At 40.4% G+C, this 26,309-nt stretch carries 20 protein-coding genes; 13 read left to right on the forward strand and 7 right to left on the reverse strand.

Features of this window, described 5'->3' with window-relative positions; translation table 11 throughout:
- Positions 1-24: 24 nt before the first annotated feature.
- Genes FA047_RS15165 through FA047_RS15190 form a run of 6 tightly spaced genes read left to right on the forward strand, consistent with a single transcriptional unit; the run spans position 25 to position 4,451 of the window.
- Positions 25-795 carry a phosphosulfolactate synthase gene (locus FA047_RS15165; RefSeq protein WP_136836922.1) on the forward strand — a complete coding sequence of 257 codons (771 nt, stop codon included), beginning with the start codon at positions 25-27 and terminating at the stop codon, positions 793-795.
- Positions 796-827: 32 nt separating this feature from the next.
- Positions 828-1,574, forward strand: a complete 747-nt coding sequence (locus FA047_RS15170; protein ID WP_136836923.1) for a shikimate dehydrogenase family protein — start codon at positions 828-830, stop codon at positions 1,572-1,574.
- Positions 1,571-2,155, forward strand: a complete 585-nt coding sequence (gldD, locus tag FA047_RS15175; RefSeq protein ID WP_136836924.1) for a gliding motility lipoprotein GldD — start codon at positions 1,571-1,573, stop codon at positions 2,153-2,155. Before FA047_RS15170 ends, gldD begins: the two co-directional genes overlap by 4 nt.
- Before the next feature lie 24 nt (positions 2,156-2,179).
- Positions 2,180-2,818: an MBL fold metallo-hydrolase gene (locus FA047_RS15180; protein ID WP_136836925.1), complete on the forward strand. Its 639-nt coding sequence runs from the start codon at positions 2,180-2,182 to the stop codon at positions 2,816-2,818.
- A gap of 18 nt (positions 2,819-2,836) precedes the next feature.
- Positions 2,837-4,069: an ABC transporter permease gene (locus FA047_RS15185; RefSeq protein ID WP_136836926.1), complete on the forward strand. Its 1,233-nt coding sequence runs from the start codon at positions 2,837-2,839 to the stop codon at positions 4,067-4,069.
- A 4-nt stretch (positions 4,070-4,073) separates the two neighbouring features.
- Complete coding sequence (locus tag FA047_RS15190) at positions 4,074-4,451, forward strand: hypothetical protein (protein ID WP_136836927.1); 378 nt, start codon at positions 4,074-4,076, stop codon at positions 4,449-4,451.
- Here the strand turns inward: FA047_RS15190 and FA047_RS15195 are convergent.
- Together FA047_RS15195 and mqnB are read right to left on the reverse strand one after the other, a co-directional pair.
- Complete coding sequence (locus FA047_RS15195) at positions 4,448-5,290, reverse strand: menaquinone biosynthesis family protein (protein WP_136836928.1); 843 nt, start codon at positions 5,288-5,290, stop codon at positions 4,448-4,450. The genes FA047_RS15190 and FA047_RS15195 overlap by 4 nt on opposite strands.
- 34 nt (positions 5,291-5,324) lie before the next feature.
- Complete coding sequence (gene mqnB, locus FA047_RS15200; protein ID WP_136836929.1) at positions 5,325-5,957, reverse strand: futalosine hydrolase; 633 nt, start codon at positions 5,955-5,957, stop codon at positions 5,325-5,327.
- Positions 5,958-6,025: 68 nt separating this feature from the next.
- Between mqnB and FA047_RS15205 the strand changes: the two genes are divergently transcribed.
- From FA047_RS15205 to FA047_RS15220, 4 genes are read left to right on the forward strand one after another with little or no spacing between them, the layout of a single operon-like run.
- Positions 6,026-6,436, forward strand: a complete 411-nt coding sequence (locus FA047_RS15205) for a 6-pyruvoyl trahydropterin synthase family protein (protein WP_136836930.1) — start codon at positions 6,026-6,028, stop codon at positions 6,434-6,436.
- Positions 6,437-6,448: 12 nt separating this feature from the next.
- Positions 6,449-7,078, forward strand: a complete 630-nt coding sequence (gene folE, locus FA047_RS15210) for a GTP cyclohydrolase I FolE (RefSeq protein ID WP_136836931.1) — start codon at positions 6,449-6,451, stop codon at positions 7,076-7,078.
- Positions 7,079-7,101: 23 nt separating this feature from the next.
- A complete protein-coding gene (gene fabD / locus FA047_RS15215; protein ID WP_136836932.1) occupies positions 7,102-7,986 on the forward strand; it encodes an ACP S-malonyltransferase in 885 nt (294 codons plus the stop codon).
- A 27-nt stretch (positions 7,987-8,013) separates the two neighbouring features.
- Complete coding sequence (locus tag FA047_RS15220) at positions 8,014-11,733, forward strand: sensor histidine kinase (RefSeq protein WP_225872750.1); 3,720 nt, start codon at positions 8,014-8,016, stop codon at positions 11,731-11,733.
- Here the strand turns inward: FA047_RS15220 and FA047_RS15225 are convergent.
- Complete coding sequence (locus FA047_RS15225) at positions 11,725-12,633, reverse strand: hypothetical protein (protein WP_136836933.1); 909 nt, start codon at positions 12,631-12,633, stop codon at positions 11,725-11,727. The genes FA047_RS15220 and FA047_RS15225 overlap by 9 nt on opposite strands.
- 187 nt (positions 12,634-12,820) lie before the next feature.
- Between FA047_RS15225 and FA047_RS15230 the strand changes: the two genes are divergently transcribed.
- A complete protein-coding gene (locus tag FA047_RS15230; RefSeq protein WP_136837117.1) occupies positions 12,821-14,371 on the forward strand; it encodes a glycoside hydrolase family 10 protein in 1,551 nt (516 codons plus the stop codon).
- Positions 14,372-14,535: 164 nt separating this feature from the next.
- On the opposite strand, the gene FA047_RS15235 is transcribed toward FA047_RS15230, so the two are convergent.
- The 3 genes from FA047_RS15235 to nagB all read right to left on the reverse strand — a co-directional run bounded on the left by FA047_RS15235 (position 14,536) and on the right by nagB (position 20,642).
- Positions 14,536-17,397, reverse strand: coding sequence for a M16 family metallopeptidase (locus tag FA047_RS15235; RefSeq protein WP_136836934.1), 2,862 nt, complete (start codon positions 17,395-17,397; stop codon positions 14,536-14,538).
- 110 nt (positions 17,398-17,507) lie between these two features.
- Positions 17,508-18,659 carry an acyltransferase family protein gene (locus FA047_RS15240; protein ID WP_136836935.1) on the reverse strand — a complete coding sequence of 384 codons (1,152 nt, stop codon included), beginning with the start codon at positions 18,657-18,659 and terminating at the stop codon, positions 17,508-17,510.
- Positions 18,660-18,722: 63 nt separating this feature from the next.
- Positions 18,723-20,642, reverse strand: coding sequence for a glucosamine-6-phosphate deaminase (nagB, locus tag FA047_RS15245; RefSeq protein WP_136836936.1), 1,920 nt, complete (start codon positions 20,640-20,642; stop codon positions 18,723-18,725).
- A 462-nt stretch (positions 20,643-21,104) separates the two neighbouring features.
- Here nagB and FA047_RS15250 point away from each other — a divergent pair, with 462 nt between their 5' ends.
- Complete coding sequence (locus FA047_RS15250) at positions 21,105-22,301, forward strand: anhydro-N-acetylmuramic acid kinase (RefSeq protein ID WP_136837118.1); 1,197 nt, start codon at positions 21,105-21,107, stop codon at positions 22,299-22,301.
- On the opposite strand, the gene FA047_RS15255 is transcribed toward FA047_RS15250, so the two are convergent.
- Positions 22,298-23,044 (reverse strand): DeoR/GlpR family DNA-binding transcription regulator, encoded by a 747-nt coding sequence (locus FA047_RS15255; RefSeq protein ID WP_136836937.1) that lies wholly within the window; start codon positions 23,042-23,044, stop codon positions 22,298-22,300. The two genes, FA047_RS15250 and FA047_RS15255, sit on opposite strands and share 4 nt — an antisense overlap.
- A 235-nt stretch (positions 23,045-23,279) precedes the next feature.
- On the opposite strand from FA047_RS15255, the gene FA047_RS15260 reads away from it, so the two are divergent.
- Entirely contained in the window at positions 23,280-26,303 is a 3,024-nt protein-coding gene (locus FA047_RS15260) for a SusC/RagA family TonB-linked outer membrane protein (RefSeq protein WP_136836938.1), read from the forward strand.
- Positions 26,304-26,309: the final 6 nt, after the last annotated feature.

The raw sequence follows: 26,309 nt of genomic DNA on the forward strand, positions 1-26,309 counted from the left end.
TTTTTTTTCACCTTTGTGTCCAATATGAATTACCCACTGAATAATATACCAGAACGACCTGTAAAACCACGCGATAAGGGGATTACAATGGTTATGGATAAAGGATTAAGCTTAAGACAAACAGAAGATTTTATAGATGTTGCAGGAGTACATAGTGATATTGTAAAATTGGGATGGGCAACTTCCTTTGTTACCCCTAATCTGAAAGAGAAACTGGCTATTTACAAATCTGCAGGAATTCCAACCTATTTCGGAGGTACGCTATTTGAAGCATTTATAATACGTAATCAATTTGATGACTATTGCCGCGTGTTGGATCAGTTCAATATGGAGTATGTAGAGGTTTCAGATGGTTCTATTACAATAGAACATGATTTGAAATGTGAATTCATTCAAAAGCTGTCAAAACAGGTTACCGTGATTTCGGAAGTTGGTTCTAAAGATGCGGCTAAAATATTTGCTCCATATAAGTGGATCAAATTGATGAATGCTGAAATTGAAGCGGGATCCTGGAAAGTTATTGCTGAAGCGAGAGAAGGCGGTAATGTAGGTATTTACAGGGGTTCTGGAGAAGTTAGAGAAGGCTTGGTAGATGAGATCCTGACTCAAATTCCAGAAGAAACAATCATATGGGAAGCACCTCAAAAGGAACAGCAGGTGTGGTTTATTAAATTGTTGGGTTCAAATGTGAATCTTGGAAATATTGCTCCTGCTGAGGTTATTCCTTTGGAAACCATACGTTTGGGCTTAAGAGGGGATACTTTCGATCACTTCCTGGATCTGGCAAAGCTATAGCAATTGATACACCGGTTGTTTAATCTTATATCATGAGAAAATTTGGTTTAATCGGGTTTCCGCTGTCGCATTCTTTTTCAAAAAAGTTTTTTACCGGGAAATTTCAAAACGAAAGTATTACAGACTGCGAGTATGATCTTTTTCCTATAGAAGATGTCAATTCTTTGCCTGAATTGATTGCTCAGCATGAGGAATTGGAGGGACTTAATGTGACCATTCCTCATAAACTGAGGGTACTTCAATTTCTTGACGAGATCGATGAAGCTGCGGCTGACATAGGTGCGGTAAATTGCATTTCAATAAATCGTACTCAAGGAAAGCCGCATTTGAAAGGATTCAATACAGATGCTTATGGCTTTGAATCGTCATTATTGCCTATGCTCGATGTACATCACACAAAGGCATTAGTTTTTGGTAATGGTGGTGCTGCGAAGGCAGTAAAGTACGTGCTAAACAAATTGAATATTCCCTATCTTATTGTGAGCAGAAATCCGGATCAGGATGGACTGAATTATGAGGGCGTGACACCGGAGCTTTTGAAGGACTATACTGTTTTAATAAATACAACTCCATTGGGCATGTCTCCAAACGCTGATACATTTCCAGAGATTCCTTACGATGCATTATCCGACAAGCATTTGGCTTATGATCTTGTTTATAATCCGGAGGAAACTAGTTTTTTAAAGAAATCAAAGAATAGGGGCGCTAAAATTAAGAATGGTATAGATATGCTTTATCTTCAGGCCGAGCGTTCATGGTACATTTGGAATACACAATGAAAAGGCAATTACTTTTCATTCTTGCAGCTTTCTGCTTATTTCTTACGGCCTGCAGCGGTAATAATTATTCTCCAAAGCCAAGAGGTTATTATAACATTGAGCTTCCAAAAAAAGAATATAGAACTTTTGATAAGGGCTGCGCTTTCTCTTTTGATTACCCCGTTTATGCAGAAATGATCGCTGATCAAAGCAGGGATACCAGGCCATGCTGGTACAATCTTTCTTTTCCGCAATTTAATGGAAGGCTGCACCTGACTTATTATGATGTTGTATCCAAAAGAGAATACGAAGGCTTAGTTGAAGATGCGAGGACATTTGCATTCAAACATACTGTGAAGGCAAATGCGATTGATCAGAAGCAAATTAATTATCCAGACAAGAAAGTATACGGTATTTACTATACTATTGAAGGAAACACGGCGTCATCAGTCCAGTTTTTCCTGACTGACAGTGTTAAGTATTACTTTAGAGGAGCATTATATTTTAATGAAAGACCACAGTATGATTCCATACAACCTGTAGTTGCTTTTATTAAAAAGGATATTGACAGAATGATTAGTACATTTAAATGGAAAAACTAGTACTATTATAAAGCAAATATTGAGATGATAAGCATTCAGAAATTTACTTTTAACCCCGTGAGGGAAAATACTTATGTGTTATTTGATGAAACGAAAGAATGTGTCATCATTGATCCGGGTATGTATGATGGTGAAGAACAGAATATAATTTCTGGTTTCATCATGGAGAATAAGCTTAAGCCAACACTCTTGCTGAACACACACTGTCACTATGATCATGTATTTGGAAATAAATTTGTGTATGACAACTGGGGTTTGAAGCCACAATTTCACAAAGGAGAATTATTTGTACTGCAATCTATACCAGGCTATGTGCCTCAAATGGGACTGAGGTATGAATTGTCTCCAGAGCCTGAAGTGTTTCTTGGTGAAACAGGTTCAGTTAAATTTGGAAATAGTACGCTGGAACTGATTTTCGCTCCAGGTCATTCTCCGGCTCATTTGTGTTTTTATGCCAGGGAGGATAATTTTTTAATAGGCGGAGATGTTTTGTTTTACAATAGCATTGGTCGTACTGATCTGCCAGGTGGTAACCATGCCCAGCTCATCAATAATATAAAAAATAACCTGTTTACATTACCCGACGACTGCGCGGTTTATCCCGGACATGGGCCCGCTACAACAATAGGTTTTGAAAAACAGCATAATCCGTTTTTACAATAGGGAGTTTAATAAGGAAAATTGAATACAGCACTCTACATAGCCAAAAGGTATCTTTTTGCAAAGAAATCTACCAATGCGATCAACATCATTTCTGCCATTTCGGTAGTGGGTGTGTTTGTAGGCAGTGCGGCATTGATTATCATATTGTCCGTTTTTAATGGATTTGAAGATGTGGTACTGAAAATGTTCAATACCATTACACCTCAGGTTGTTATTGCTCCTGCACAGGGAAAAACATTTGATCCAAATACAGCATATTTTAAGACTTTAAAAGCGAATAACGGCATTTATTCTTATACAGAAGTATTGTCGGAAAATGCCCTGCTGCGTTACAATGATAAACAGTCTGTGGGCCTTATCAAAGGCGTCAGTGAAGATTATTTAAAAAATAAGAGTCTCGACAGCATTACTATTGATGGAAGTTTCGTATTGGAAAATAAGTATGGCAGCAATGCGGTTATAGGTTCAGCCATACAGACCTACCTCATGGTCAATACTACTGATCCATTCAACCAGTTGCAGATCTTCTCGCCTAAGCGGGGAGGTAATGTCAATTCTGTTAATCCTGCAGATGATTTTACCATTCTTTCTATTCCTGTATCAGGTGTTTTTGAGGTACAGCAAGACTTTGATAACATTGCCATTGTCCCCTTGAAATTTGCGAGAACATTGTTGGATGAGCCGGAAAAGATATCTTCTATTGAAATTAATCTTAAGCCTGGTATTGATGTCGATAAATTTAAAGAAGAAATTGGGCAGGATTTAGGGAGTAAATTTGAAGTAAAGGATCGAATACAGCAAAATAAGGTGCTTTATAATATATTGGGAAGCGAAAAATGGGCAGTATATATTATCCTCACATTTGTTTTAATTATAGCTATCTTTAATATTATAGGGTCACTAACTATGTTAGTTATAGATAAAGTCAAAGACATTGCTGTTTTGAGTAGTCTTGGAGCGGGTAAAAAGTTAATAAAGAGAATATTCTTATTTGAAGGAATGATGATCACCATGACAGGATGTATATTTGGTCTGTTAGTCGGATTTATTTTTTGTCTGTTGCAGCAAAAATTCGGACTGATTAAAATGTCTCAGGATGATCTGGTAATTACAAATGCCTACCCTGTTGGCTTTAAATGGAAAGATTTTGTTCTTGTGTTTTTAACGGTAAGCATATTCTCTTTTGTGGCATCAGCTTTGTCATCTAATTTAAGCGTAAAAAAGATTAATAATTTAAATCAAGATCTTTAACCATATGAATCTACATACTAAATACATTGTTCTATTTTTAGCACTTGCAGCAGTTGTTACAGCTTGTAATCAGAAATCTGAACAAGAACTAAAGAATACTACAAGAGTTATCAAAGGATTGTATAGTTATGGCCCAGAGATCAAATCTTTTACCGATTGTGAAGAGGGGAGAGAGTATTGGGTGGCCGATAGTGCCAAGACCTTAGAACTTGCTTATAGTAATTTTAACTTTGAAAAACCATATGAACCGGTTTACATAGAAGTCGAATGCCATTTGATTAAATCGGACAGCCTCATCGTTTCTGCAGATTTTGATTCTACGATGGTGGTCACCAAGCTGCTTAAAATAACCAAAGAGATACCTGACGGCCCTTGTAACTAGTTAAGGGTCAAATAAAGACTTCTATCAAGGGGCTTTATAATACCTTTTTCCTGTGCCATTTTAAACATTACATCTATTGCCTTTCTGCCCTCCGTTCCCAGATTCACAGAGTATTGATTTACATAGAGGTCTATATGTTTGTACATGACTTCTTCGCTCATTTCCTGTGCATGAGCCTTGATGAATGAAACACCTGACTTCGGATTGGCAAATGCATATTCTACAGATTTCCTGATCAATCTGTTTACCTTTTCCTGCACTTCCTTATCCAGTTTTCTATTGATCACTATGCCGCCTAATGGGATTGCACAACCGGTAAGTTCTTCCCAGTAATTGCCAAGATCTATAATTTTTGTCAGGCCTTTTTCTGCGTAAGTAAAACGGTTCTCGTGAATGATCAATCCTGCATCAATCTTATCGATTAATAATGAGGGTTCTATATCAGAGAAAACCATTTCCTGTTTATTCGCCAAATGGGGAAAAGCGATCCCAAGAAGAAAATTTGCGGTGGTGTATTTTCCCGGAATTCCAATTTTTAAGTCAGCATTAAGGTTTTCCGGTGTCAGATCTTTGCGCTTGCTGATCAACATTGGGCCTACTCCAAATCCTAAGGCACTTCCTGCATCTAACAAAGCATATTTATCATACACATAAGCGAAGGCATGAAAGCTTAATTTGGTGACGTCGAGCTCGCTGCGAAAAGCCTTTTGATTTAAGGTTTCAACATCATCAAAAGATACCTCGAAATCTAATCCTTCGGTGTCGATTTTATGATGTATGAGTGCATCAAAAATAAAAGTATCGTTGGGGCAAGGTGAAAATCCTAAGCTAAGTTTCATGAAGCTAAGGTAACTACAACCTGAACACGTTTAGTTATGTATTTGTCAAAAATCCGATTGCCCAATCGTTCAGGTTTTTTATGGCAAGGCCTATGTTCCAGTTGGCTTTGTTGCGGGGTTCAACATAATTGGAAATACTTCGGATCTGGAGGCAGGGTATTGATGTTTGTTCACAGCAGTATAAAACAGCCGCACCTTCCATGCTTTCAGTTTTCGGATTAAGCCTGTTGGTAATCGCTTTAATGCTTTCTTCGCTTCCACTGACGCGATTTACAGTAATCCCATCGACCTTTTTTAACTGCGTGATGTGGTCATTCAGCAGATTGTTGTAAGCAGTGTATTTCGATTTTCCAAATCCCAGCTCGTCAATGCTGATAAAGAGATCTTTGTCTTCCGCACCAAGTTCTGCAAATTCATCAGTAGTGATATTAACCACTGTACCCAGGGGCAAAGATTTGTCGAAACTTCCTGCAATCCCGAGATTTAAAACAAGGTTATATTTTGGAGATAAATGTCTGCCGAGGGCAAATGCCGTAGCCGTCATTCCGGCTCCCGTAATTAAAATGTCAAATTCCGGAGAATGTATGAATTCCTTTTCATGTAAATTGAAAGTCGCGATTAAAATGGCGATTTCAGGGATGGTCGCGGCAACTATAAGGGGCTTCATAGATCACTAAGTTAGCTATTTTCTGCGTATATTTGGGGCGATATAACAAACTTTATAACCTTATATAAATGATATATATAACAAGAAAAGCATCATTTAACGCAGCGCATAAACTTTCCAGACCTGACTGGACTGCCGAAGAAAACGAAGCAGTTTATGGGAAATGTGCCAATCCAAACTGGCATGGACATAACTACCAGTTATATGTTACCGTTAAAGGTGAGGTGAATCCGGAAACGGGATTTTTGGTTGATCTGAAGTGGTTGAAAGACATTATAAATGTTTCAGTAGTAGATAAAATCGACCATAAGAATTTAAATCTTGATGTTGATTTCATGAAAGATAAATTGGCGTCTACCGAGAATCTGGCCATAGCAATCTGGGAGCAATTGTATTCATTGATTGCTGAATCAGGCGCACAATTACATAGCATTAAAATTTACGAGACCGAAAATAATTTTGTTGAGTATTTAGGTTAACAGCGCACAGATATGAACAATCATAACCATTTCGACGAAGAAGCAGACGGTTACATCAAAATAGACCGTTACAATGAAAGTAAAATAGCTTCAGTCGCTCATCATTATAAAGATATTTTAGGGCAGCTTGGAGAAGATCCTGAGAGAGAAGGATTGGTGAAAACTCCGGAACGTGTAGCTAAAGCTTTGCAGTATTTAACCCACGGATATGACCTGAATCCGGCAGAAATACTGCGGAGTGCGATGTTTAAGGAAGATTATAGCCAGATGGTCGTGGTAAAAGACATAGAGGTTTTCTCTATGTGCGAGCATCATATGCTTCCTTTTTTTGGTAAAGCACATATTGCTTACATCCCTAACGGGCATATTGTTGGATTGAGCAAAATACCGCGTATTGTTGATGCCTTTGCCCGCAGATTGCAGGTGCAGGAGCGTCTGACCAATGAGATCAGGGATTGTATCCAGGAAACATTACAACCGGCAGGTGTTGCAGTTGTTATAGAGTGTAAACACCTATGCATGGCTATGCGGGGCATACAGAAACAAAATTCTGTGACTACCACATCTGCTTTTACCGGAGAATTTGCAAAAGACAAAACAAGGGCAGAGTTTTTGAGACTAATTACAGCCAATTTACACTAATCAAACCAAACAATAAATCATTTATGAAAGCATACGTATTTCCAGGTCAAGGGGCTCAATTCTCTGGAATGGGCAAAGAGTTATATGAAAATGAACTAGCTAAAGCACTTTTTGAAAAAGCCAATAAGATCATCGGTTTTCGCATCAGCGATATCATGTTCTCCGGTAGCGATGAAGAGCTTAAACAGACAAAAGTAACTCAGCCCGCCATATTTCTTCACTCTGTTATACTGGCAAAGACTCTGGGTGCCGATTTTCAGCCGGATATGGTGGCAGGACATTCACTTGGTGAATTTTCTGCTTTGGTTGCTGCCAACGCATTGTCTTTTGAAGACGGGCTGAAACTGGTAATCACACGTGCTAATGCGATGCAAAAGGCCTGTGAGTTGCAACCATCAACAATGGCTGCGATTCTTGGGTTGGCCAATGAAGTAGTAGAGGATATTTGCAGTGGTATTGACGAGGTTGTAGTAGCAGCCAATTATAACTGTCCAGGTCAAATTGTAATCTCAGGAAGTATCGAAGGCGTTGATATTGCTTGCCAGCAACTGACAGCAGCGGGTGCAAAGCGTGCATTAAAGCTAAATGTAGGCGGTGCTTTTCATTCTCCGCTGATGGAGCCTGCACGTTTGGAGTTACAGGAAGCGATTGAAAATGTATCCATTATGCCTCCTGTTTGTCCTATTTATCAGAATGTTGATCCTGTGGCGAATACTGATCCTCAAAAGATAAAAGAAAATTTAATTACCCAATTAACAGGGGCAGTTAAATGGACACAGACTGTTGAGCAAATGATTGCCGATGGAGCAGACCAGTTTGTTGAAGTTGGCCCGGGAAATGTACTACAAGGCTTAGTGAAAAAAGTAAGCAGAGAAGTACAGACAAGCTCAGCTACAACGACTGTATAATACATCGGTTACATAAAATAGTTTAGCGTGAGCATAGGAGGTAAAATAAGATTTCTTTTATTGATATTGGGCGCTTGCTGTATAGTGACAGCATTGTCACTTAAGCATTCAATCACAAAAAAGGAATTACTTAACCACGAAGCGCGTAAGCTTCAAAAAAGTCTCAATGCAAATGAAAGACTAGTACATGATTTTTTAGCCAGTTCAAAACAGATTGAACTGGCTAAAAAATTTCACCTTAATGAAGAGTACGGCCTGAACTTCATTAAAAATTACTGTTCAAAAGGTATTAATATCCTCACATACAGGGATGGACAGCTTAAATTCTGGAGCTCCATTAAGACCATCCCTCCGGATCCGGAGTCCCTTAAGGAGGGCTCCTCATTCTCGAAAATAGTTAACGGGTATTATGAAATCATCAAAAAAACTTCAGGTGATTATACCATTGTTTTTCTGATTGCGGTTAAAGACCAGTACAGCATTGACAATCAATATCTCGACAGTGGCATATCCAATACATTGATAGATGCAAATTCATTGTCGCTGGCGACATTTACAGATAAGGAAGTTTTTGGCATCAGTAATCTTGAAGGCACATTGTTATTTGAAGTGAAGCTGCGACCCGGATATTCTACCAGTATCTATGCAACTGTCGAAGTATGGCTTTGGGTGATTGGCCTTTTTAGTTTTTGTCTCTTCTTCAATTCCGTTTGTGCCTGGCTTGCAAAGAAAGGACACCTGGTGCTCGCAACTGTTCTTATCTCCGTTTTTTTTGTTGCTATAAGGATTGCAGATCTCGAATATGGTTGGTTCAACCAGCAATTTAACCTGCTGATATTTAGTCCTAAAATATATGCGGAGAGTTTTTTAATGCCCTCGCTGGGTGACTTCCTGCTAAATGTAGTTGCAGTCACCTGGATCGTACTTTTTGTATATACTTACAACGACAAGTATAAATTACCATTGTGGCTGACTAAAAGTAAGGCTGTTGGCTATATTTTACACTTTCTGTTGCTGGTTGTTTTTGGTGCAATTGCATTCTTATTTGACCGTGTCTTTCTCGGTCTGATCATTAACTCCAAGATCAATTTTGACATCACCAATATTGTTAATCTGGGCTGGATCAGCTGGGTCAGTATCATTATTCTTTGCCTGGTTTGGTTCAACATCTATATTGTAGCCAATATTTTTATGCAGCAGACACTGCAGTTAAATGTAACCAATCGAGAAAGGTCTATTTTATTTTTATGTACGTTCTGCGCCTACTTTCTGTTGAGGTTAGAAGATGGGTTCAGCATATTTTTTATAACCTATGCGCTGTTCATTTTCATCATGGCCTGGAATTTCTATGTCCGGGAGAATAGATTCTCAATAGGCATATTTGCTTCTTTATTCTTTTGCCTTGCCTTTATTTCTTCTATTAAGTACTTAAGGTTTATAGATGAAAAAGAAAAGATCAATAGGCAGAGTATTGCGCAGAAACTAGTTTCTACCGATGACTTTACTGTCATCAGCGTCATCGAAAACCTGGAAACTGGGATAGCTTCCAACAGTTTTGTGCAAAACTACTTTAAGCAGCCAGCTTTAAACAGTGCTGCTGAACTTCAGAAGAACATTGATAAAAAATACCTGGGCAAATACCTGCCGCGTTTTGAATATAACATTTTTGAATACAATAGTTTAGACTCCTCAATTACCGGGACTGAAAATGTGCCTTTAAGCTATTTTAAAGGCCTGGTACAATCAGGCTCAGTAAAGGCTCCTGAATCAAATTATTTCTACAGGTTGAATGATACCTTTGGTTATCAGAACTATTTCGGTATCATTCCTATTTTTGAGAATGGCAGGATTCTCGGGACATTGGTTATCGAATTGAAATCGCAGCCTTACAATTACAAAGGCCTGCTCCCTGAGATACTGGTCGACCGTACCATCAAAAATGATGACGACTACAGCAATTATTCCATCGCTTTTTATAAAGACGGAAGCCTTGAAAATCAATCAGGAAAATATACCTACAGATTGTCTATTAGTGATTTTGTAAAGGAGCATCCGCAAACTCATTTCTTTGAAGATAACCAGAACTACACCCATCTTGTTTATGCCGCGGGATCATCAAAAGTTATTGTCGTCAGCAAGGAAAATGTTTCTTATGTCATCAGACTGGCTACTTTATCTTTCTTTTTCCTTGTATTTATATTATTCTCCATTACGCTGTACACCTTGATATGGTTATTGAAAAACCTGGATGAAAGCTGGGGTGGCTGGTTTAACATCAACCGTTCGTTGATGATCAATGCCAATAAGATCCTGTACAAGACCAGAATACAGTTCTCTATTGTTCTTTCGGTGGTGGCGACTTTGTTGATTGTCGGGTGGACAACCTATTTTTACATTCGCGACGGTTACCGCAAGCAACAGCAGGATTTTATTAAAGAAAAGCTTCGTAAGGTGCAGCAATCTTACGAGAAACAGATTTTTATTTCAGGAGTGCCGGCTCAGACGAACGAGACAATTAATGATTTTGAGCAGTTTGCAGACATCAATGCCTCTTACCTGAACTTATTTGATCAATATGGTAAGTTGTTGTTTACTTCTCTTCCAAAGATGTACGATCTTGGTCTAATGGCACGAAGGATGGATTCGGAAGCATACATCAATCTAAATCAGCTTCAGAAATCTGAATATATCAATCCGAAAGAAGAGATCGGAACATTTATCTACTCGGCGGCATACGCCCCGATCAGAAATTCACAAAATCAGACAGTAGCCTATATCGGTATTCCATATTATGCCAATGAGAGTGATTATCAGAGTAAAATAGGTGTGTTTATCAATACACTGATCAATATTTATGCGCTGGTGTTTGTAGCCATAGGAATCCTGGCGGTGTTCCTGGCCAATCAGATTACCAGTCCGCTTACTTTTATCCAGGACAGTATTAAAAAGACCAAATGGGGGCAAAAGAATCAACCTATTGTATGGTCCAGACATGACGAGATAGGCTCTTTAATCAAAGAATACAACAAGATGATCGGAGCACTGGAAGAAAGCGCAGTAAAACTGGCCAGATCAGAAAGGGAAAGTGCATGGAGGGAAATGGCTAAACAGGTGGCCCATGAGATCAAAAACCCATTAACACCATTGAAGCTCGGCGTACAATTGCTGGAGAAATCCTGGAAGGAGAAAGATCCCAACTTTGAAAAGAAATTCGAACGTTTCAATAAGTCCTTTATCGAACAGATAGATAGTCTTTCAACAATTGCTTCTGAGTTTTCTAATTTTGCCAAGATGCCGGATACCAAATTGGAAAAACTGGAGCTTTTGCCGATCATAGAACAGGCAAAGGATATTTTTACCAACACAGAAGATGTAGAGATCTCAGTGATCAATAATACACGTGCTCATATTCATGTACTGGGAGATAAGGACCAGTTACTACGAACTTTCAATAACTTGTTTAAAAATGCCATAGAAGCTGCTGATGCCAATAAAAAGTGCATCATTAAGATCGCTCTTGTAAATGACTATAATAAAGTTTACATCGAAGTAATGGACAATGGAAGAGGTATTGATGCTTCTTTACAGGATAAAATATTTGTACCGAATTTTACCACCAAATCTTCCGGAACCGGACTGGGACTGGCATTTGTTAAGCAGGCTGTAGAAAATGCCGGGGGAAATATAGATTTTAAATCTGTAGCAGATATAGGGACGACGTTCTATCTCAGTTTCCCTTTATCTTAATTCGATAGAAGAGCGGCCCATGGTATAGCCGTCGGCATACAATATAATGGAATAGGTGCCTTTAATAAAGCTATTTGGGTTAATCCAGTCCATTGTATATGAAGTGTTATCATCATTGTAAGATATCGATGTCGAATAGCTGAATTGCATCTCCTGTCCATCTGCCTCAAACATATTATTCTCGTTAGCGATCAGGTTACCCGCCGGGTCAAACACACGCAGATAAATCTTGTGGTAGTCTTTTTTGGCAAGCTGATTGGGTACAATATCAAATGATACGCTTAGCTTTTTTGCGGTAGAGGCTTTGGTTACTTCAATGTTCTTCCCGCTGCTTTTTACCCTGTAGGCAGTAACATGTACATTCGAGGCCTTTAATGATGCACTGGTTTTTACTTTAGCATCCAGTTCCAGATTTCTTCTTTCTAGCTCCTGGGCTCTTCTTGAAGCAGAACTTTCTGATGCTTTTAGGCTATCCATTTCAGATTTTAACAGAGAATTTTCTCTTTCAAGCCGCTGTATGCCATCGTTATATGTTTTTACAAAAGCCCTTAGCTCTTTAACCTGCCCTTGTGCTTTTTCAAGTTCTACTTGTGTCAGGAGACCCTTTTGCAGGGAAAGCTTTAATTCCGCGATCTTTAACCTGGCCATCTCCTGTTCTTTAATCAGTTTTTCGCTTAAAGAAATGTTCAGGGTATTTACTTTGTCGAGCTCAACTTCGATTTTCTCAACCTCGAGTTTTAAACGGTCTTTTTCTGTATTTACGCTGGTAAGCCTCTGACTATCACGGTCATCTTTGATGTATAGATACGCGTTTGTCCCCAGTAATGCAACAATCACCACAATAAGGAAATAGATTTTATTGCGGTCCCCCTTGTTCACTATATCTTTATGGTCTGACATTAATTTTAATTCTACTTAAGATTTAGTAAAGGGGGCGAACATAAATAAAAATCCAGCAAATGGTAAAAAAAACATTCATTTTGTATGAGACTATCAAAAAATTCGTTTACTTGCTTAAGTCAGCCGCTGAACTGTGTTCTGAAAACAACAAATGAAACAATTTTTTTACAACTCTACATTACAAATGATGCTTAAACTTACTCTTTATGCGCTTTTATCTATTCTTATATTACCAATCCCCCTAGCGGCTCAGAACACATCAAAAATTGCTCCAAAAAGAGAGTTTAGAGGAGTTTGGGTAGCTACGGTCTCTAATATAGACTGGCCTTCCAAGCCGGGACTAAGTGTAGATAAGCAAAAGCAAGAGCTTATCGGACTGTTGGAGCAACATAAAGCCAATGGTATGAATGCCATTGTATTGCAGGTCAGGCCTGCTGCCGATGCATTTTATACTAAATCCAGAGAACCCTGGAGCCAGTGGCTGATGGGTAAGCAAGGGATTGCTCCGAGCCCGGGATACGACCCATTGGCTTTTGCGATTAAGGAAGCACATTTCAGAGGAATGGAGTTACATGCCTGGTTCAATCCATATCGCGCTACCATGAGCCCTAATGCACTCATTCATGAAGATCACATGACCAGGAAGCGTCCTGATTTATTCTTCACTTATGCGGGTAAAAAGCAATTTGATCCGGGGATACCGGAAGTAAGGGAATACATCGTGCAGGTAATTCTTGACGTGGTAAAAGGCTATGATATCGATGGAATTCATTTCGACGATTATTTTTATCCATATCCGGTTGCGGGGCAAAGAATCAATGATGGAGCTACATTTAATAAGTATCCCAATGGCTTTACCAATGTCAACGATTGGAGAAGAAATAACGTTGACCTCCTGATTAAGCAACTTGACGATAGCATCCATCACTATAAAAAGCATGTTAAATTTGGTATTAGTCCTTTCGGAATCTGGAGAAACAGCAATGAAGATCCAGAGGGATCAGCCACTAACGGTTTATCTAACTACGCCGAGCTTTTTGCTGATTCAAGGAAATGGGTGAAAGAGGGTTGGGTAGATTATATTAATCCGCAGATTTACTTCAGCTTTACCCGTAAAGCAGCACCATTTGGTACGTTGGTCGATTGGTGGAGCAATAACACTTATGGCAGACATTTGTACATCGGACAGGCGGCTTATTTAATGAATCAGAAAATGGAAGCTGCCTGGCGCGAGCCTGATCAGATTCCGAATCAGGTTAGGTACATCAGAAACAACAACAGGGTTCAGGGAAGTGTTTACTTTAGCTCAAAGTCTTTCTCTACGGTAGCAAGGGCGACAGGAGACTCCCTGCGCAACGATCTTTATAAATACCCTGCATTGCCGCCGCAGATGCCATGGCTTGATGATGTTGTGCCTAATAAGCCCCAACAGCTTACCGCTGATGCGATGAATGATGGTGTTCACCTGAAATGGATGAAACCTTTAAAAGCAGAAGATGATGAGACTGCTTCAGGCTACGTGATTTATCGTTTTGAAGAAGGCGAGCCAATAGATGTTTTAAATGCCAAGAATATTCTGAAGATCAGCTTTGAAGATTTTACCTCTTATATCGATACCGGTATAGAGAAAGGGAAAAGATATAATTACCTGGTTACAGCTTTGGACAGACTAAAAAATGAAAGTGAGCCTAGTGGGCCGGTAGGGATCCTGGCCATTCAGAGCGCAGTGCCTCAGTAGATTGTCGTTGTTGCAGGTCGTCGTTCATTGTAAGCTGTCGTCATTGTAAACTACCGCTATTCTATTGTAAACTGTCGTCATCTCGAACATCGAAAGAGATCTCTTGAATCGAATCTAAACAAGAGATCTCTCGGTTCCTCGAGATGACGGCAAGAATACTGGGATTATTTCTGAGGCATCAATACCAATCGAATATAATTCTCATCCGTTAAATATTTCTGTGCTGCTGCTTTTGTACTTTCTACAGAAACCGCATCTAGGGTCTTTTTATAATTCAGGATCTGATCAAAAGATTCCCCGTTTTTTAGACGGCTGCTGATGTAACCTAACCAGAAACCATTGTTGCGAAGGCTAAGTTCTACCTGACGTTGTTCTTCAGATTTAAACTTACTGATGTCATCAGCCGTAGCACCGCTTGTCCTGATCTTGCTGACTTCATCTAAAGAAGCCGCAACCAGTTTTTCTACATTGGCTGTCGCGCAGCTGAATGATATATTGAAATAATAATGAGCATCAGGATATTTCTGCACACTTAAGCTTACCCTTGGACTATATACGCCACTTTCTTTCTCACGCAGACGCTCCAGGATTTTAATCTCAAGAGCAGCTTTTAATGCTTCAAGCTGTGTATTATTTAGTTCGTTGAAGTCATAATCCCCATGAATGTAAAGTTCTACAGAAGCTTTATCTTCCAGGCCTTTGTAAACGGTTTTGCTGATCTTTCCTTTTGGAGACCTTACACCATTGTCTGCATAATTCTGTTTTTTGTTTAATGCCGGCAGGCTGGCGATGTAGGTTTCAATAAGTGGTTTGATGGTATTAATGTCGAAATTACCAACGATCACAAAGGTTTGTTCACTCGCATCAGCAAAGCGATCTTTATAGAAAGCAAAAGCCTCATTTAAAGAAACCTTGCTTAGATCTTCAAGCGTCATTGGCATAGCGCGTTTATGATAAGAAGACAATACCGCCTGTACGGTATCTGAAAAAACACTGGTAGGGTTGGCATTTTTATTTGCCAGTACTACTTTATAATCATCAATGTTTTTGTTGAATATTTCTGCGTCTTTGCGAGGATCCGTTGCATAGGCATAAACCATCTGGAATGCTGTTTCCAAATCTTTAGGAGAAGCACTGCCACTAAATCCCTGGTAAAGGTCATCTATATATGCACCACCTCTTCCGGTATTGCCGGCAAGTAATTTATCCAATTGAGTCGGATTAAACGCGCCTACGCCACTTTCAGGGATTAGGCTGACCATTTGCACAGACTGAAAATTCTGATCTGTTGCCAATGAAGTTCCGCCTTTTGAAAATGAACTGAAGATGATCTGGTCATTTTTAAAGTCAGTCGGCTTCAATAAGACCTTAATGCCGTTACTCAGGGTAAGTTCTGTTACACCAATTGCATCAGGTTTAGTCTCATTCACGATCTTTCCTGCTACTGGTTTCTTTTCCAATAGCGGTTTATTTACTGAATTGTCCACATAAGCAGCAACGCCACTTCCCGCGTTTTTAACAGCGGCGAGCATCTGAGCTTCTGTAGGTAGTGCAGCTTTATCCTTTTCAGGAGCTTGTATTATAATAATCTGGTTGTCTTTGGTGATCAAGGTTTTGACAAGCGCATTTACTTCTGCAAGCGTAATGCTTCCTACGGCTTTCTGCGTTTCCCCATACACGAAGTCAATTGAAGGAATAGGACTGCTGGTCAGGAAATTATTGAGGTACTGTTGTACAAAAGAAGAAGATGGTGTTTTGTCCTTTTCTTTAAATTGTTTTTCTGAACCCGCAATGATGTTTTTCTTGGCAACATCTAACTCCGACTGTACAAAGCCATACTTGCTCATTCTTTCATTTTCAGCAAGAGCCGCAGAGAATGCCTGCTCCAGAGTAGCTGCGGATTTAGCCGCAACGGTAGTTTGCAGTGCATTGATACCTGAGACCAAACCACCCTGGTAAGGTCCATAGTTAGTTTGAGCAAAGATGAACGGGGCGGTGCCTTTTTGCAGAATTTCCTGCAACCTCGCACCAAGCATGCTGTTGATCATACTGTACATCAGTTTCTTTTTGTAATCAGCCGTAGTTTTTGAAACGCTGCCTCGTTGCTTGTACATGATCTGAGCAACATTATACGCCTGTTCCGGATCTGTAATGATCTTAATCAGCGGCTCTTTATTATCAGGCAAATCATATTTCAAGCGAGGCTTAGGATTTGCCGGATTGGTCAGTTCTGAGAAGTTAGCTTTAATTAATTGCTCAACTTCATTAACATCAAAATCACCCACAGCGATTATGGCCTGGAGATTCGGCCTGTACCAATCTTTGTAAAAATTCCTGATTTTATCATGAGTGAAGGTTTGCAGGATATCGATCTTGCCAATAGGAATACGATTTTCATAGCGGGATCCCTTTAACAACAAAGGAAGCAATTGTTTGCTCATGCGTTCCTGAGCATTTTTACCTCTCTGACGGTCTTCTTCTATAATAACTCCACGTTCTTTATCTATTTCTTCTCCGTCCATGATTACCTTTCCGGCCCAGTTGGCCAGTATCTTAAAGCCATTTTTGAATACCATAGCACTATCCGTCGGAATAGGCAGCTGGTATACCGTCTGGTCAAATCCAGTATAGGCATTCAGGTCGGCACCAAAGCGCACACCAGCCTTTTGCAGGTAATTGATCATGTCATTCTTCGGAAAGTCTTTAGTCCCGTTAAAAGCCATGTGTTCCGTAAAGTGGGCAAGGCCCTGCTGGTTATCCTCTTCCATTAAAGAGCCTATTCTTGTGGCAAGATATAGTTCAGCCCTGTTTTTAGGCTCAGTATTCTTTCTGATGTAATAAGTCAGGCCATTTGGGAGTTTCCCAATTTTCACGTTTGGATCATTCGGGATCAGTGTGCCTGCTGTTTTACTGGTTGCTTGTACAGGCTTTTTTGCTGCGACAGGCTTCTTTTGGGCGTAAGAGGGAGCATTAACGACCATTAATGCCGTCATCCCAAATACAAGGATTTTGTTTCTGTTGTTCATAGATAAAGTTAGTTAGAGGTAAAACTAGTCAACGTGTTACTAGCTGCGGTAATTTTTTAACATTATTTAACTTTTTCATTAAGTAAGACCATTCAATTACCCGCTTAAAATTAGACTTTTATAATTATTTTTTTCTTGTACATCACCCAGAGGATGACCAGCCAGAACAGTACAAAACAGATGGCCCAGATCAATGAAGCATTGATGGAAGAGAAGTGAGCCGAAATCCCGGAATAGAGCCAGGATTGCAGGTCTGTTTTACTGCCATCCTGCTGAGTTATACTAAATAATCTGAGCGTGCGTGGAATGAGTCCGGATAGAAAAAATACCGTAATCGCATTTACGCCGTAAACTACAAATGGCTTTGTAAAGCGGTTGTATTGCTGTATGTCGATGATCCAATAGCAAAGTGCCAGAACTACCGTGGCCAATCCACCAGTATACAGTACAAACGAACTTGTCCACAATGCCTTGTTGATCGGAAATTTTAAATCCCACAACAGGCCTAAAATAATGGCCAGACATCCGGCAGAGAACAGCCATACGACTTTCGTAGCCGCATCAATATCCTTTCGTTTCAGATAAACACCCACTAATACCCCAAACAGACCAGTAGCTATAGCTGGAAGCGTACTCAATATACCTTCAGGATCCCATGTTTTTGAAGATTTCCACAGATGAGCTTCGGTTAATACACTGCGGTCAAGCCAGGCACCCAGATTGGTTTCCTTCTCAAGATTAGGATAGCCTACGCCCGGGACAGGTACGAAAGTCATGAATATCCAATATACAGCCAGCAGTATCAACAATATTCTGAAGATGTTCTTTTCGCTGTTCTTAAGGAATATGACTGAAGAAATCAGAAAGACAACTGCGATTCTCTGCAATACCCCGGGGATTCGTACGTTTTGAAAAGCTTCAAGGGGTTCCGTAAACACCTTTGGATAGAGAGATAGAAATAAACCAAGGCCAAAAAGAATAAAGGCCCGTTTGAGGGCTTTTAAAATAGTTTTTGAATGTGTAGAGGGATCACTTTTTTTACCACCCATTGCATAAGCGATAGAAACCCCAACAATAAAGAGAAAAAAGGGGAAAATTAAATCAGTAGGCGTGCAGCCATTCCATTCGGCATGCTCCAACGGAGCGTAAATGTTACCCCAGTCTCCCGGGTTGTTGACCAATATCATTGCGGCTACTGTGATTCCTCTGAAGAAATCTAAGGAAAGTAACCTTGAGGGAGGATTTGAGGATATTTCAGTCATGAACTATAAAAATTAATTTAGATATGATCGCTACCACCTGAGCGATAGCGATCATAAATATAATTAAAATTTATAGCGAACGAAGGCTTCCATTGCTTCGTAATCCGCCAATCCTAAATTGTCATAGGACTGAGCAGTTTCTCTGTTTCTGTCTTCCGCTCTTTTCCAGAACTCTCTTGCGTCATCACCAGGGAACACAGCTCTGTCTTTTTGCGACTGGTGTTTGAAAATTGCAAATTTCTTTCTTTCCACTTCTTGTGGGCTCAAAGGAACAGCCATTTCAATCTCATGAGTTTCAAACTCCTGCCAAGCACCTCTGTACATCCACAACCAGCAATCTTTAACCCATTCTTCTGTTTTTGATAAGCGTCTTAATGCTTCCAGAATGATGTTAAAGCATACGATGTGGGTTCCGTGCGGGTCTTCAAAATCGCCCGCTGCAAATACCTGGTGAGGTTTTACTTTCTGAAGTAATTCCATGGTAAGCACAACGTCTGCATCAGTAACAGGATTTTTCTGGCTTTTGCCACTTTCGTAGAAAGGAAGTGCCATGAAATGAATATGATCATCTTCCAGACCACAATAACGCGCGCCTGCAATCGCTTCACCTTTTCTGATCAAACCTTTTACAGCCTGAATTTCAGGAGTATCAACCTGGTTAGGTTGCTTCTGATCTATGAAAGTACGCATGCTTTGATAAAGCTTTCTAAGCTCATCCTGATTTTGACCCATTTTCTCAGAGAAATCGATGCCAAATTCTACAAAACGAAGTGCATCATCATCCCAAACGGCGGTATTTCCGGAGGTTTGGTAGGCTACGTGTACATCATGTTTTTGATCAACAAGACGGATGAAAGTACCGCCCATTGAGATTACATCATCATCAGGATGCGGAGAGAAGATAATAGAGCGTTTTTTAGCAGGCTCTGCTCTTTCCGGTCTTTCCGAATCATCAGCATTAGGTTTGCCACCCGGCCAGCCGGTGATGGTATGCTGTAGTTTATTAAAGATGTCAATATTTATGTTGTAAACAGGACCTTTTTCAATAGCCAGCTGAGCCATACCATTGTTGTTAAAGTCGTCTTCAGTAAGCTTCAAAACAGGTTTACCTAAGTAATTTGCCAACCAGATTACCGCTTTTCTTGTCAGTTTTTCATCCCATATGCAGTCTTTAACCAACCATGGTGTATCAAAGCGGGTCAGTTGTGAAGCTGCATCCTGATCCAATATGAATTCTACGTTGTCCGACAATTGCAGGTATGTCGCAGGTACTTCACCTGAGATTTCCCCTTCAACAGCCTTTTTAATGATCGAAGCTTTTTTCCTGTTCCACGCCATCAATATGATCTCACGGGCTTTGAAAATAGTTCCGATACCCATTGTGATTGCTTTTGTCGGCACAAAAGACTTACCACCGAAATCCCTTGCAGCATCGCGTCTGGTCAGGTCATCCAATGTCACTAAACGTGTACCTGAATTAGGAGCAGAACCCGGCTCATTGAATCCAATGTGACCAGTACGTCCGATACCCAGGATCTGGATATCAAGTCCGCCTAAATCGCCGATCTTTTTTTCATAAGCAAGGCAAAAAGCAGGAATATCTTCTAAGGCTAGTGTGCCATCTGGAATATTTACATTGTTTTTGTCAATGTCGATGTGGTCGAATAAGTGCTCATTCATGAACGATACATAACTCTGAGCAGCATTCGGCTGCATTGGATAATATTCATCCAGGTTAAAGGTGATTACGTTTTTAAAACTCAATCCCTCTTCTTTATGCATTCTTACCAATTCTGCATACACTGCAATAGGTGTAGCTCCAGTAGCTAAACCCAAAACAGCCTGAGTATTGTTCTTTTGTTTCTCTTTAATGAGATTCCCAATACGTTTTGCAACGCTAAGCGACGCGGCTTTAGGGTTTTCAAAGACAGAAACGGGTAATTTTTCAAAACGCGTTTCTTCCAGAAGATTTAATCTTGCCATTTTTTGTTCTTAAAGTTTGTACGGAGCAGTAAATATAGCCAACCTGTCGAGTATATCAAACTTTTTACGGGATACTTGGGCCTATATTTTCGGCTTTTTTTTGATGCTGAATTGTGCAAACGATTGAATAGGGGCATGAGGTCATATTATGGTTTGGGGTGTTCTTCTAAATATTTTGAAATAATTGGGGCGACTTAAGTCAATTACTGCAGTTCGACTAAATAACAATCTGTATATGCTCCTTAGTATTTCAATCTTGTTTTTAACTTGCTTAAATATTGCTTTAATTTTGGAGTTTTCCTGCGGAAGCAAGACAATAGCAAGAGAGGAGCAAGAGAAAAGCAAGACAAAAGCAGGAGAGAATTAGAGCTGAACTCTACCAAACGGGCTATTTATGCGTTGCCTAATCAGACAAATTTGGGTAGAATAGCTATCTTGCGATTGTATAAATGCAATGAAATGATGAATTCGAACTGGAGCCGGATCTTTGAGATTGTCAATAAGCCTGAACGTTTGATCATTGGTCTGATGTCGGGGACCTCTATGGATGGCCTGGATATCGCGTTATGCCTGATCAAAGGGCATGGAGTGGATACATCAGTGAAGGTGCTGAATTTCAAAACGGTTGGTTATACTGCTGAATTTAAGGCTGAGATTAAGTCTGTTTTTTCCAAAAGAGATACGGACCTGCAAATGGTCTGTCTGATGAATGAGAAAATAGGAATTGTTCATGCCGGCATGATACTGGAAGCCATCAAATCCTGGGGAATGAATTCACTGGATATCGATGTTGTGGCCAGCCATGGACAAACAATCTTTCATGCACCCAAATCACTTCATGGTTTATCGGAATATCCAAATGCAACCCTGCAGATTGGCGATGGTGACCACATTGCTGTAAAGACAGGCATCGTGACGATCAGTGATTTTCGTCAAAAGCACATTGCAGCAGGAGGAGAAGGGGCTCCGTTGGCGGTTTATGGCGATTATCTGGTGTTCTCCAAAAAAGGAGAAGACAGGGTGATGCTGAACATCGGCGGAATTGCAAATTTCACTTATTTACCTGGCGATCATGATGCGGCTAAGGTGTTTTCAACAGATGTAGGTCCTGGTAATACCTTGATGGATCAGTTTGTGCAGCAGAATTATGAGGGTTTATATTTCGATGAAAACGCGACAATAGCCAGTTCAGGTGTAGCCAATGGAAACCTGCTAAAAGAATTGATGAATGCTCCGTTTTTAAGCGCTGATTTTCCTAAAACTACGGGGCCGGAATTGTTTAATTTATCCTATTTGGAAAACGCAATGAAGAATTCAGGAACTTCAGATTTGAAAAAGGAAGATGTTGTGGCTACGTTATGCAGTTTTACTGCGAGGGTAATTGCTGATGCGATCATTGCGTGCTTTGGCGACAAGATGCCCCGCGTTTATATGAGTGGTGGCGGCATGCATAATCCTTTGCTGGTAAAACAGCTAAAGTTAATCCTTCCCGAAGCGGAATTTTATACTACGGACCATTTAGAAATTAATCCCGATGCCAAAGAAGCCGTTCTTTTTGCGCTGCTGGCCAATGAAACCCTGGTAGGTGAACCCATTGATTTTGGTAAAAGAAAGGGTGTTCCCTCTGTCTTTATGGGCAAAATAAGTCTGCCAGCTTAAAGGATCTGAAGACTTTTGATGTGATATGGCTCTAATGAAGGGTCATCAGCCGGAAGTTCCGTCACCAGATATTGTATATTTTCAAGAGGGGCTACCTTAAGTCTTAATGAAATGTCCAGCTTTTCTGAAATGCAAAGAATTGCAGTTCTCTTGGAACAATGCAGCATTGTTTTTTTTAACTGGTTAATTTCCCAATCCGTATCGGTTAACCCGTCAGTCGGATGTAATGCGCTGGTTCCCAGTAAGCACAAATCCGGACTTATTTCTGAAAGCTGATTGATGACGTGCCCGCCGTAAGTAACCTGTGAGTTTTTAGAAAACAATCCGCCAATTAAAATAACTTCTATTTTGGCATATTTTGCCAGTTCAATGGCTACGAAAGGGCTGATGGTGAAAAAGGTGGCCTGAAGGTTTTCAGGAAGTTGTTTTGCCAGTTCTATAATGGTTGTCCCGCCACCGGTGAGTACCACCATTCCATCCTTGATCAGCGAGATGGCTTTTCGGGCGATGCCGATTTTAGCGTCCTTGGCATATACCGCACTATCATCAAAAGAAGACTGGTAAGATTTTGAAAGGGCGCCGCCATGGACTTTGAAAAGCTGATTGCTGTCCGACAGTTCCTGCAGGTCTCGTCTGATCGTGTCTTCGGAGACATTGAGGAGCTGAACCAAATCAGAAGTGAGCACCCTGTTGTGCAGGTTGATCTGGCGCATCACAAAATCATGTCTTTCCCTTTTTAGCATCGATTTATTTTCGGCTAAAGTAAATAAAAAATGAATAAAAAAGCAATGCGGTTTTGTGCGGGTTTGTGCAACAATAATTTGTGTAACAAGAATGAAATAGTACTTTATTTTGCAATTAAATGAAAAACATTTATGATATTTACTAATACTTGGTTTTTTTGCGACTATTTGCGTGTTTGTGTGGTTGCCGGGAAATTGAGAGATACTAACTTAATCATTAACCAAATTAGCTTTTATGAAAAGAAAAATACTCATGCTATTCTTGAGTACGTTTTTGCTGGTTGCTCAGGCAATTGCCCAGCAAATTACGGTTACAGGCAAGGTGACATCAGCCGACGATAAGTTAACTATGCCTGGTGTATCTGTCAGGATTAAAGGAGGAGCCGCCGCAGTTCAGACCAACGCAGACGGCGCATATTCAATCAGAGCGGCAAAAGGCGATGTACTGGTGTTTTCTTATGTCGGTTTTGAAGTTCAGGAAATTACTGTGGCAGATGCTGCTGTGATTGATGTAGCATTGAAAACAGACTCAAAATCTTTGAACGAGGTTGTCGTAACTGCCTTGGGGATCGAAAGAAACAAAAAAACGCTTACTTATTCTGTGCAAACAGTAAAAGGCAATGACCTGAGGGATGCCAATCAGTCCAACATCATCAATGGTTTGCAGGGACAGATCGCGGGCGCGCAGATCACCTCTTCAGGTGGTTCTCCGGGTTTGCCTTCAGAAATTATCTTGAGGGGGGTGTCTTCTTTAACCGGCGATAATCAGCCTTTGATGATCGTAGATGGAATTCGGGTAAGTAATGCTTCCTCGGATGGGACGATCAACAGGCTTGCAGATTTTAATCCCGAAGACATAGAAGATATCAGTGTGCTGAAAGGAGCTGCGGCGTCTGCACTTTATGGTATTGATGCGGCATCAGGAGCTTTGATCATCACCACAAAAAAAGGTAAGGCAGGAAGTATGCAGATCAATGGTTCTTACAAAGGGTTTTTAGAAACCTTAGGTAAAGTGCCTGAGCAACAGTCTTTGTTTACTACAGGTCTGGGAGGTGTTTATGATGAGACTTCTACTTCTTCATGGGGCAGAAGGTTCAGGTCGGACGAGCTGATCTACAACAATATTGAAAGATTCTTTGGTACTGGGTTTATCAATGATGTGAACCTGAATGTGAATGGGGGATCGGAAAGATACAACTATTACATGTCCGGCAATTACCGTGACGGGTCTTCAATTATTCCGAATACAAATTCAGATAAATTGTCTTTCCTGATTAAGGGTAGTGCGAAATTGGCGAAGAACCTGGAATTGGGCGCTTCGGCAAATTATATCAATAACAACATTCAGGAAGGTATTGTTGGAGGTACTTCCGGAGGATATGCGAACAATATCTACCTGTACCCGAGAAGGTTTGATATCAACAGGTATGAGCAGCCGAATGGGGAGCCTTTTTATGAATATTACGACAATACCGGTGCAGATGAAACTGTGATCATGTCGCCGATGTGGGGTGTGATGAAAAATCCGAGAATAACCGGGACGCAGCGTGTTGTGATAAATGGTAATCTGAATTATAAAGTGAATGACTGGATTAACCTGTCTTACCGAATAGGGCAGGATTTTTACAATCAGGAGTTTTCAAATATTACGGTGGAGGGCACGCCAAGTTATATGAATGGCAGACTGCGCGAAACGAAAGGCAATTATAAATACAGCACCAATATTTTCAACAGTACGTTTGACAGGCAGCTGATCAAGGATTTGAGGGCAACTTTGATTTTAGGGGCTTCCTCAGAGTACTACGAAGCAAAAACGAACTCTTTTACAGGAGAAAACTTTATTGTTCCGGGTATTTACAGTGTGAATAACATTGAGCGAAATAACCTGACGGTTACCGAAGGTTTTCCGAGAAGGAGAAGGTATGCTGTATATGGCGATTTTAAGCTGGACTATAAGAGCATAGTGAGTGTTGGCGTAACAGGCAGAAATGACTGGACATCTACACTGGCCAGAGCGAACCGCTCATTTTATTCTCCATCTTTTTCAGGCAGTTTCTCATTCTCTGAACTGTTTGAAAACAGGAGTTCATGGTTTGGTAAGTTGAGGGCCAGTTATGCAAAAGTAGGTAAGGATGCGCCGATTTACAGGACAAATACCAATTTGCTGCAAAATCAGGGTGTAGGAGGTGGTTACCAGAATGATCCTACAGGAGGTAACCTGGATTTGGTTGCGGAGACTACAAAAGAAACTGAATTTGGCCTGGAGTTGAGGTTGTTTAAAAATCGTTTGACAGTGGAGAGTGCTTATTACATTAAAGAAAGCCATGATCAGATCATTACAGCGAGGGTTCCCCTGACAACAGGATTTGTGATCAAGGCCTTCAATGCGGGTAGTTTGAGAAACAGGGGTTTTGAGCTGTCATTGAGCGGCAGTCCTGTTAAGACCTCAGATTTTGACTGGAATGTAACTTTAAATGCCTGGAAAAATACCTCGAAAATGCTGAAGTTCCCCGGACAGATAGAGGTTTTCCCTTATACATTTGGACAGCCTTATACGGCAGCAATAGCAGGGTCGATGATCAATATGCCTGTATTGGGAATTATCGGCACCGATTATAAAAAGAATGCGGATGGTTATACGATCGTAGATGATACCGGTTATCCAGTAATCAATTCGGAAAATTCACAGTTATACCTGGGCAACAGGGAACCGAAATTCAACATCGGGTTCCTGAATAAATTCAAATACAAAGACATCTCGCTTTCTTTCCTTTGGGATTTCCGTTTTGGAGGAGATGTGTATAATGCAACGCGCCTGGGTATGATATCGAGAGGTATTGCAAAAGACATAGGTGAATATAGAGACCAGATGATGGTGTTTAATGGGGTAGTACAGCAACCCGATGGTTCGTTCGTGAAAAACACGAAGGAAGTAGCTGCCGATTACGCATTCTTTACAAACAGGTATACTCCGGTGGGGTCTAACTTTATAGAAACTGTAAACTGGGCAAGAGTGCGGTACATTACACTTGGCTATACTGTGCCGAAGAGCCTTTCGCAAAAACTTAGGGTGTCCAGGTTAAGTATAGAGCTGTCTGCACAGAATCCGTTTTTAATCACCAATTATTCCGGTGGTGACCCGGAAGTGAACAGTGCAGGTCCGAATGCCGGTGGCGGCGGGGGTAGCACGATGGGGGTGGATTATGGTAACATTCCTATTTCCAAAACGTATTCATTAGGTCTTTCAGTAGGTTTTTAATCAGTA

This window comes from Pedobacter frigoris (assembly GCF_005116445.1).
Lineage (GTDB): Bacteria > Bacteroidota > Bacteroidia > Sphingobacteriales > Sphingobacteriaceae > Pedobacter > Pedobacter frigoris.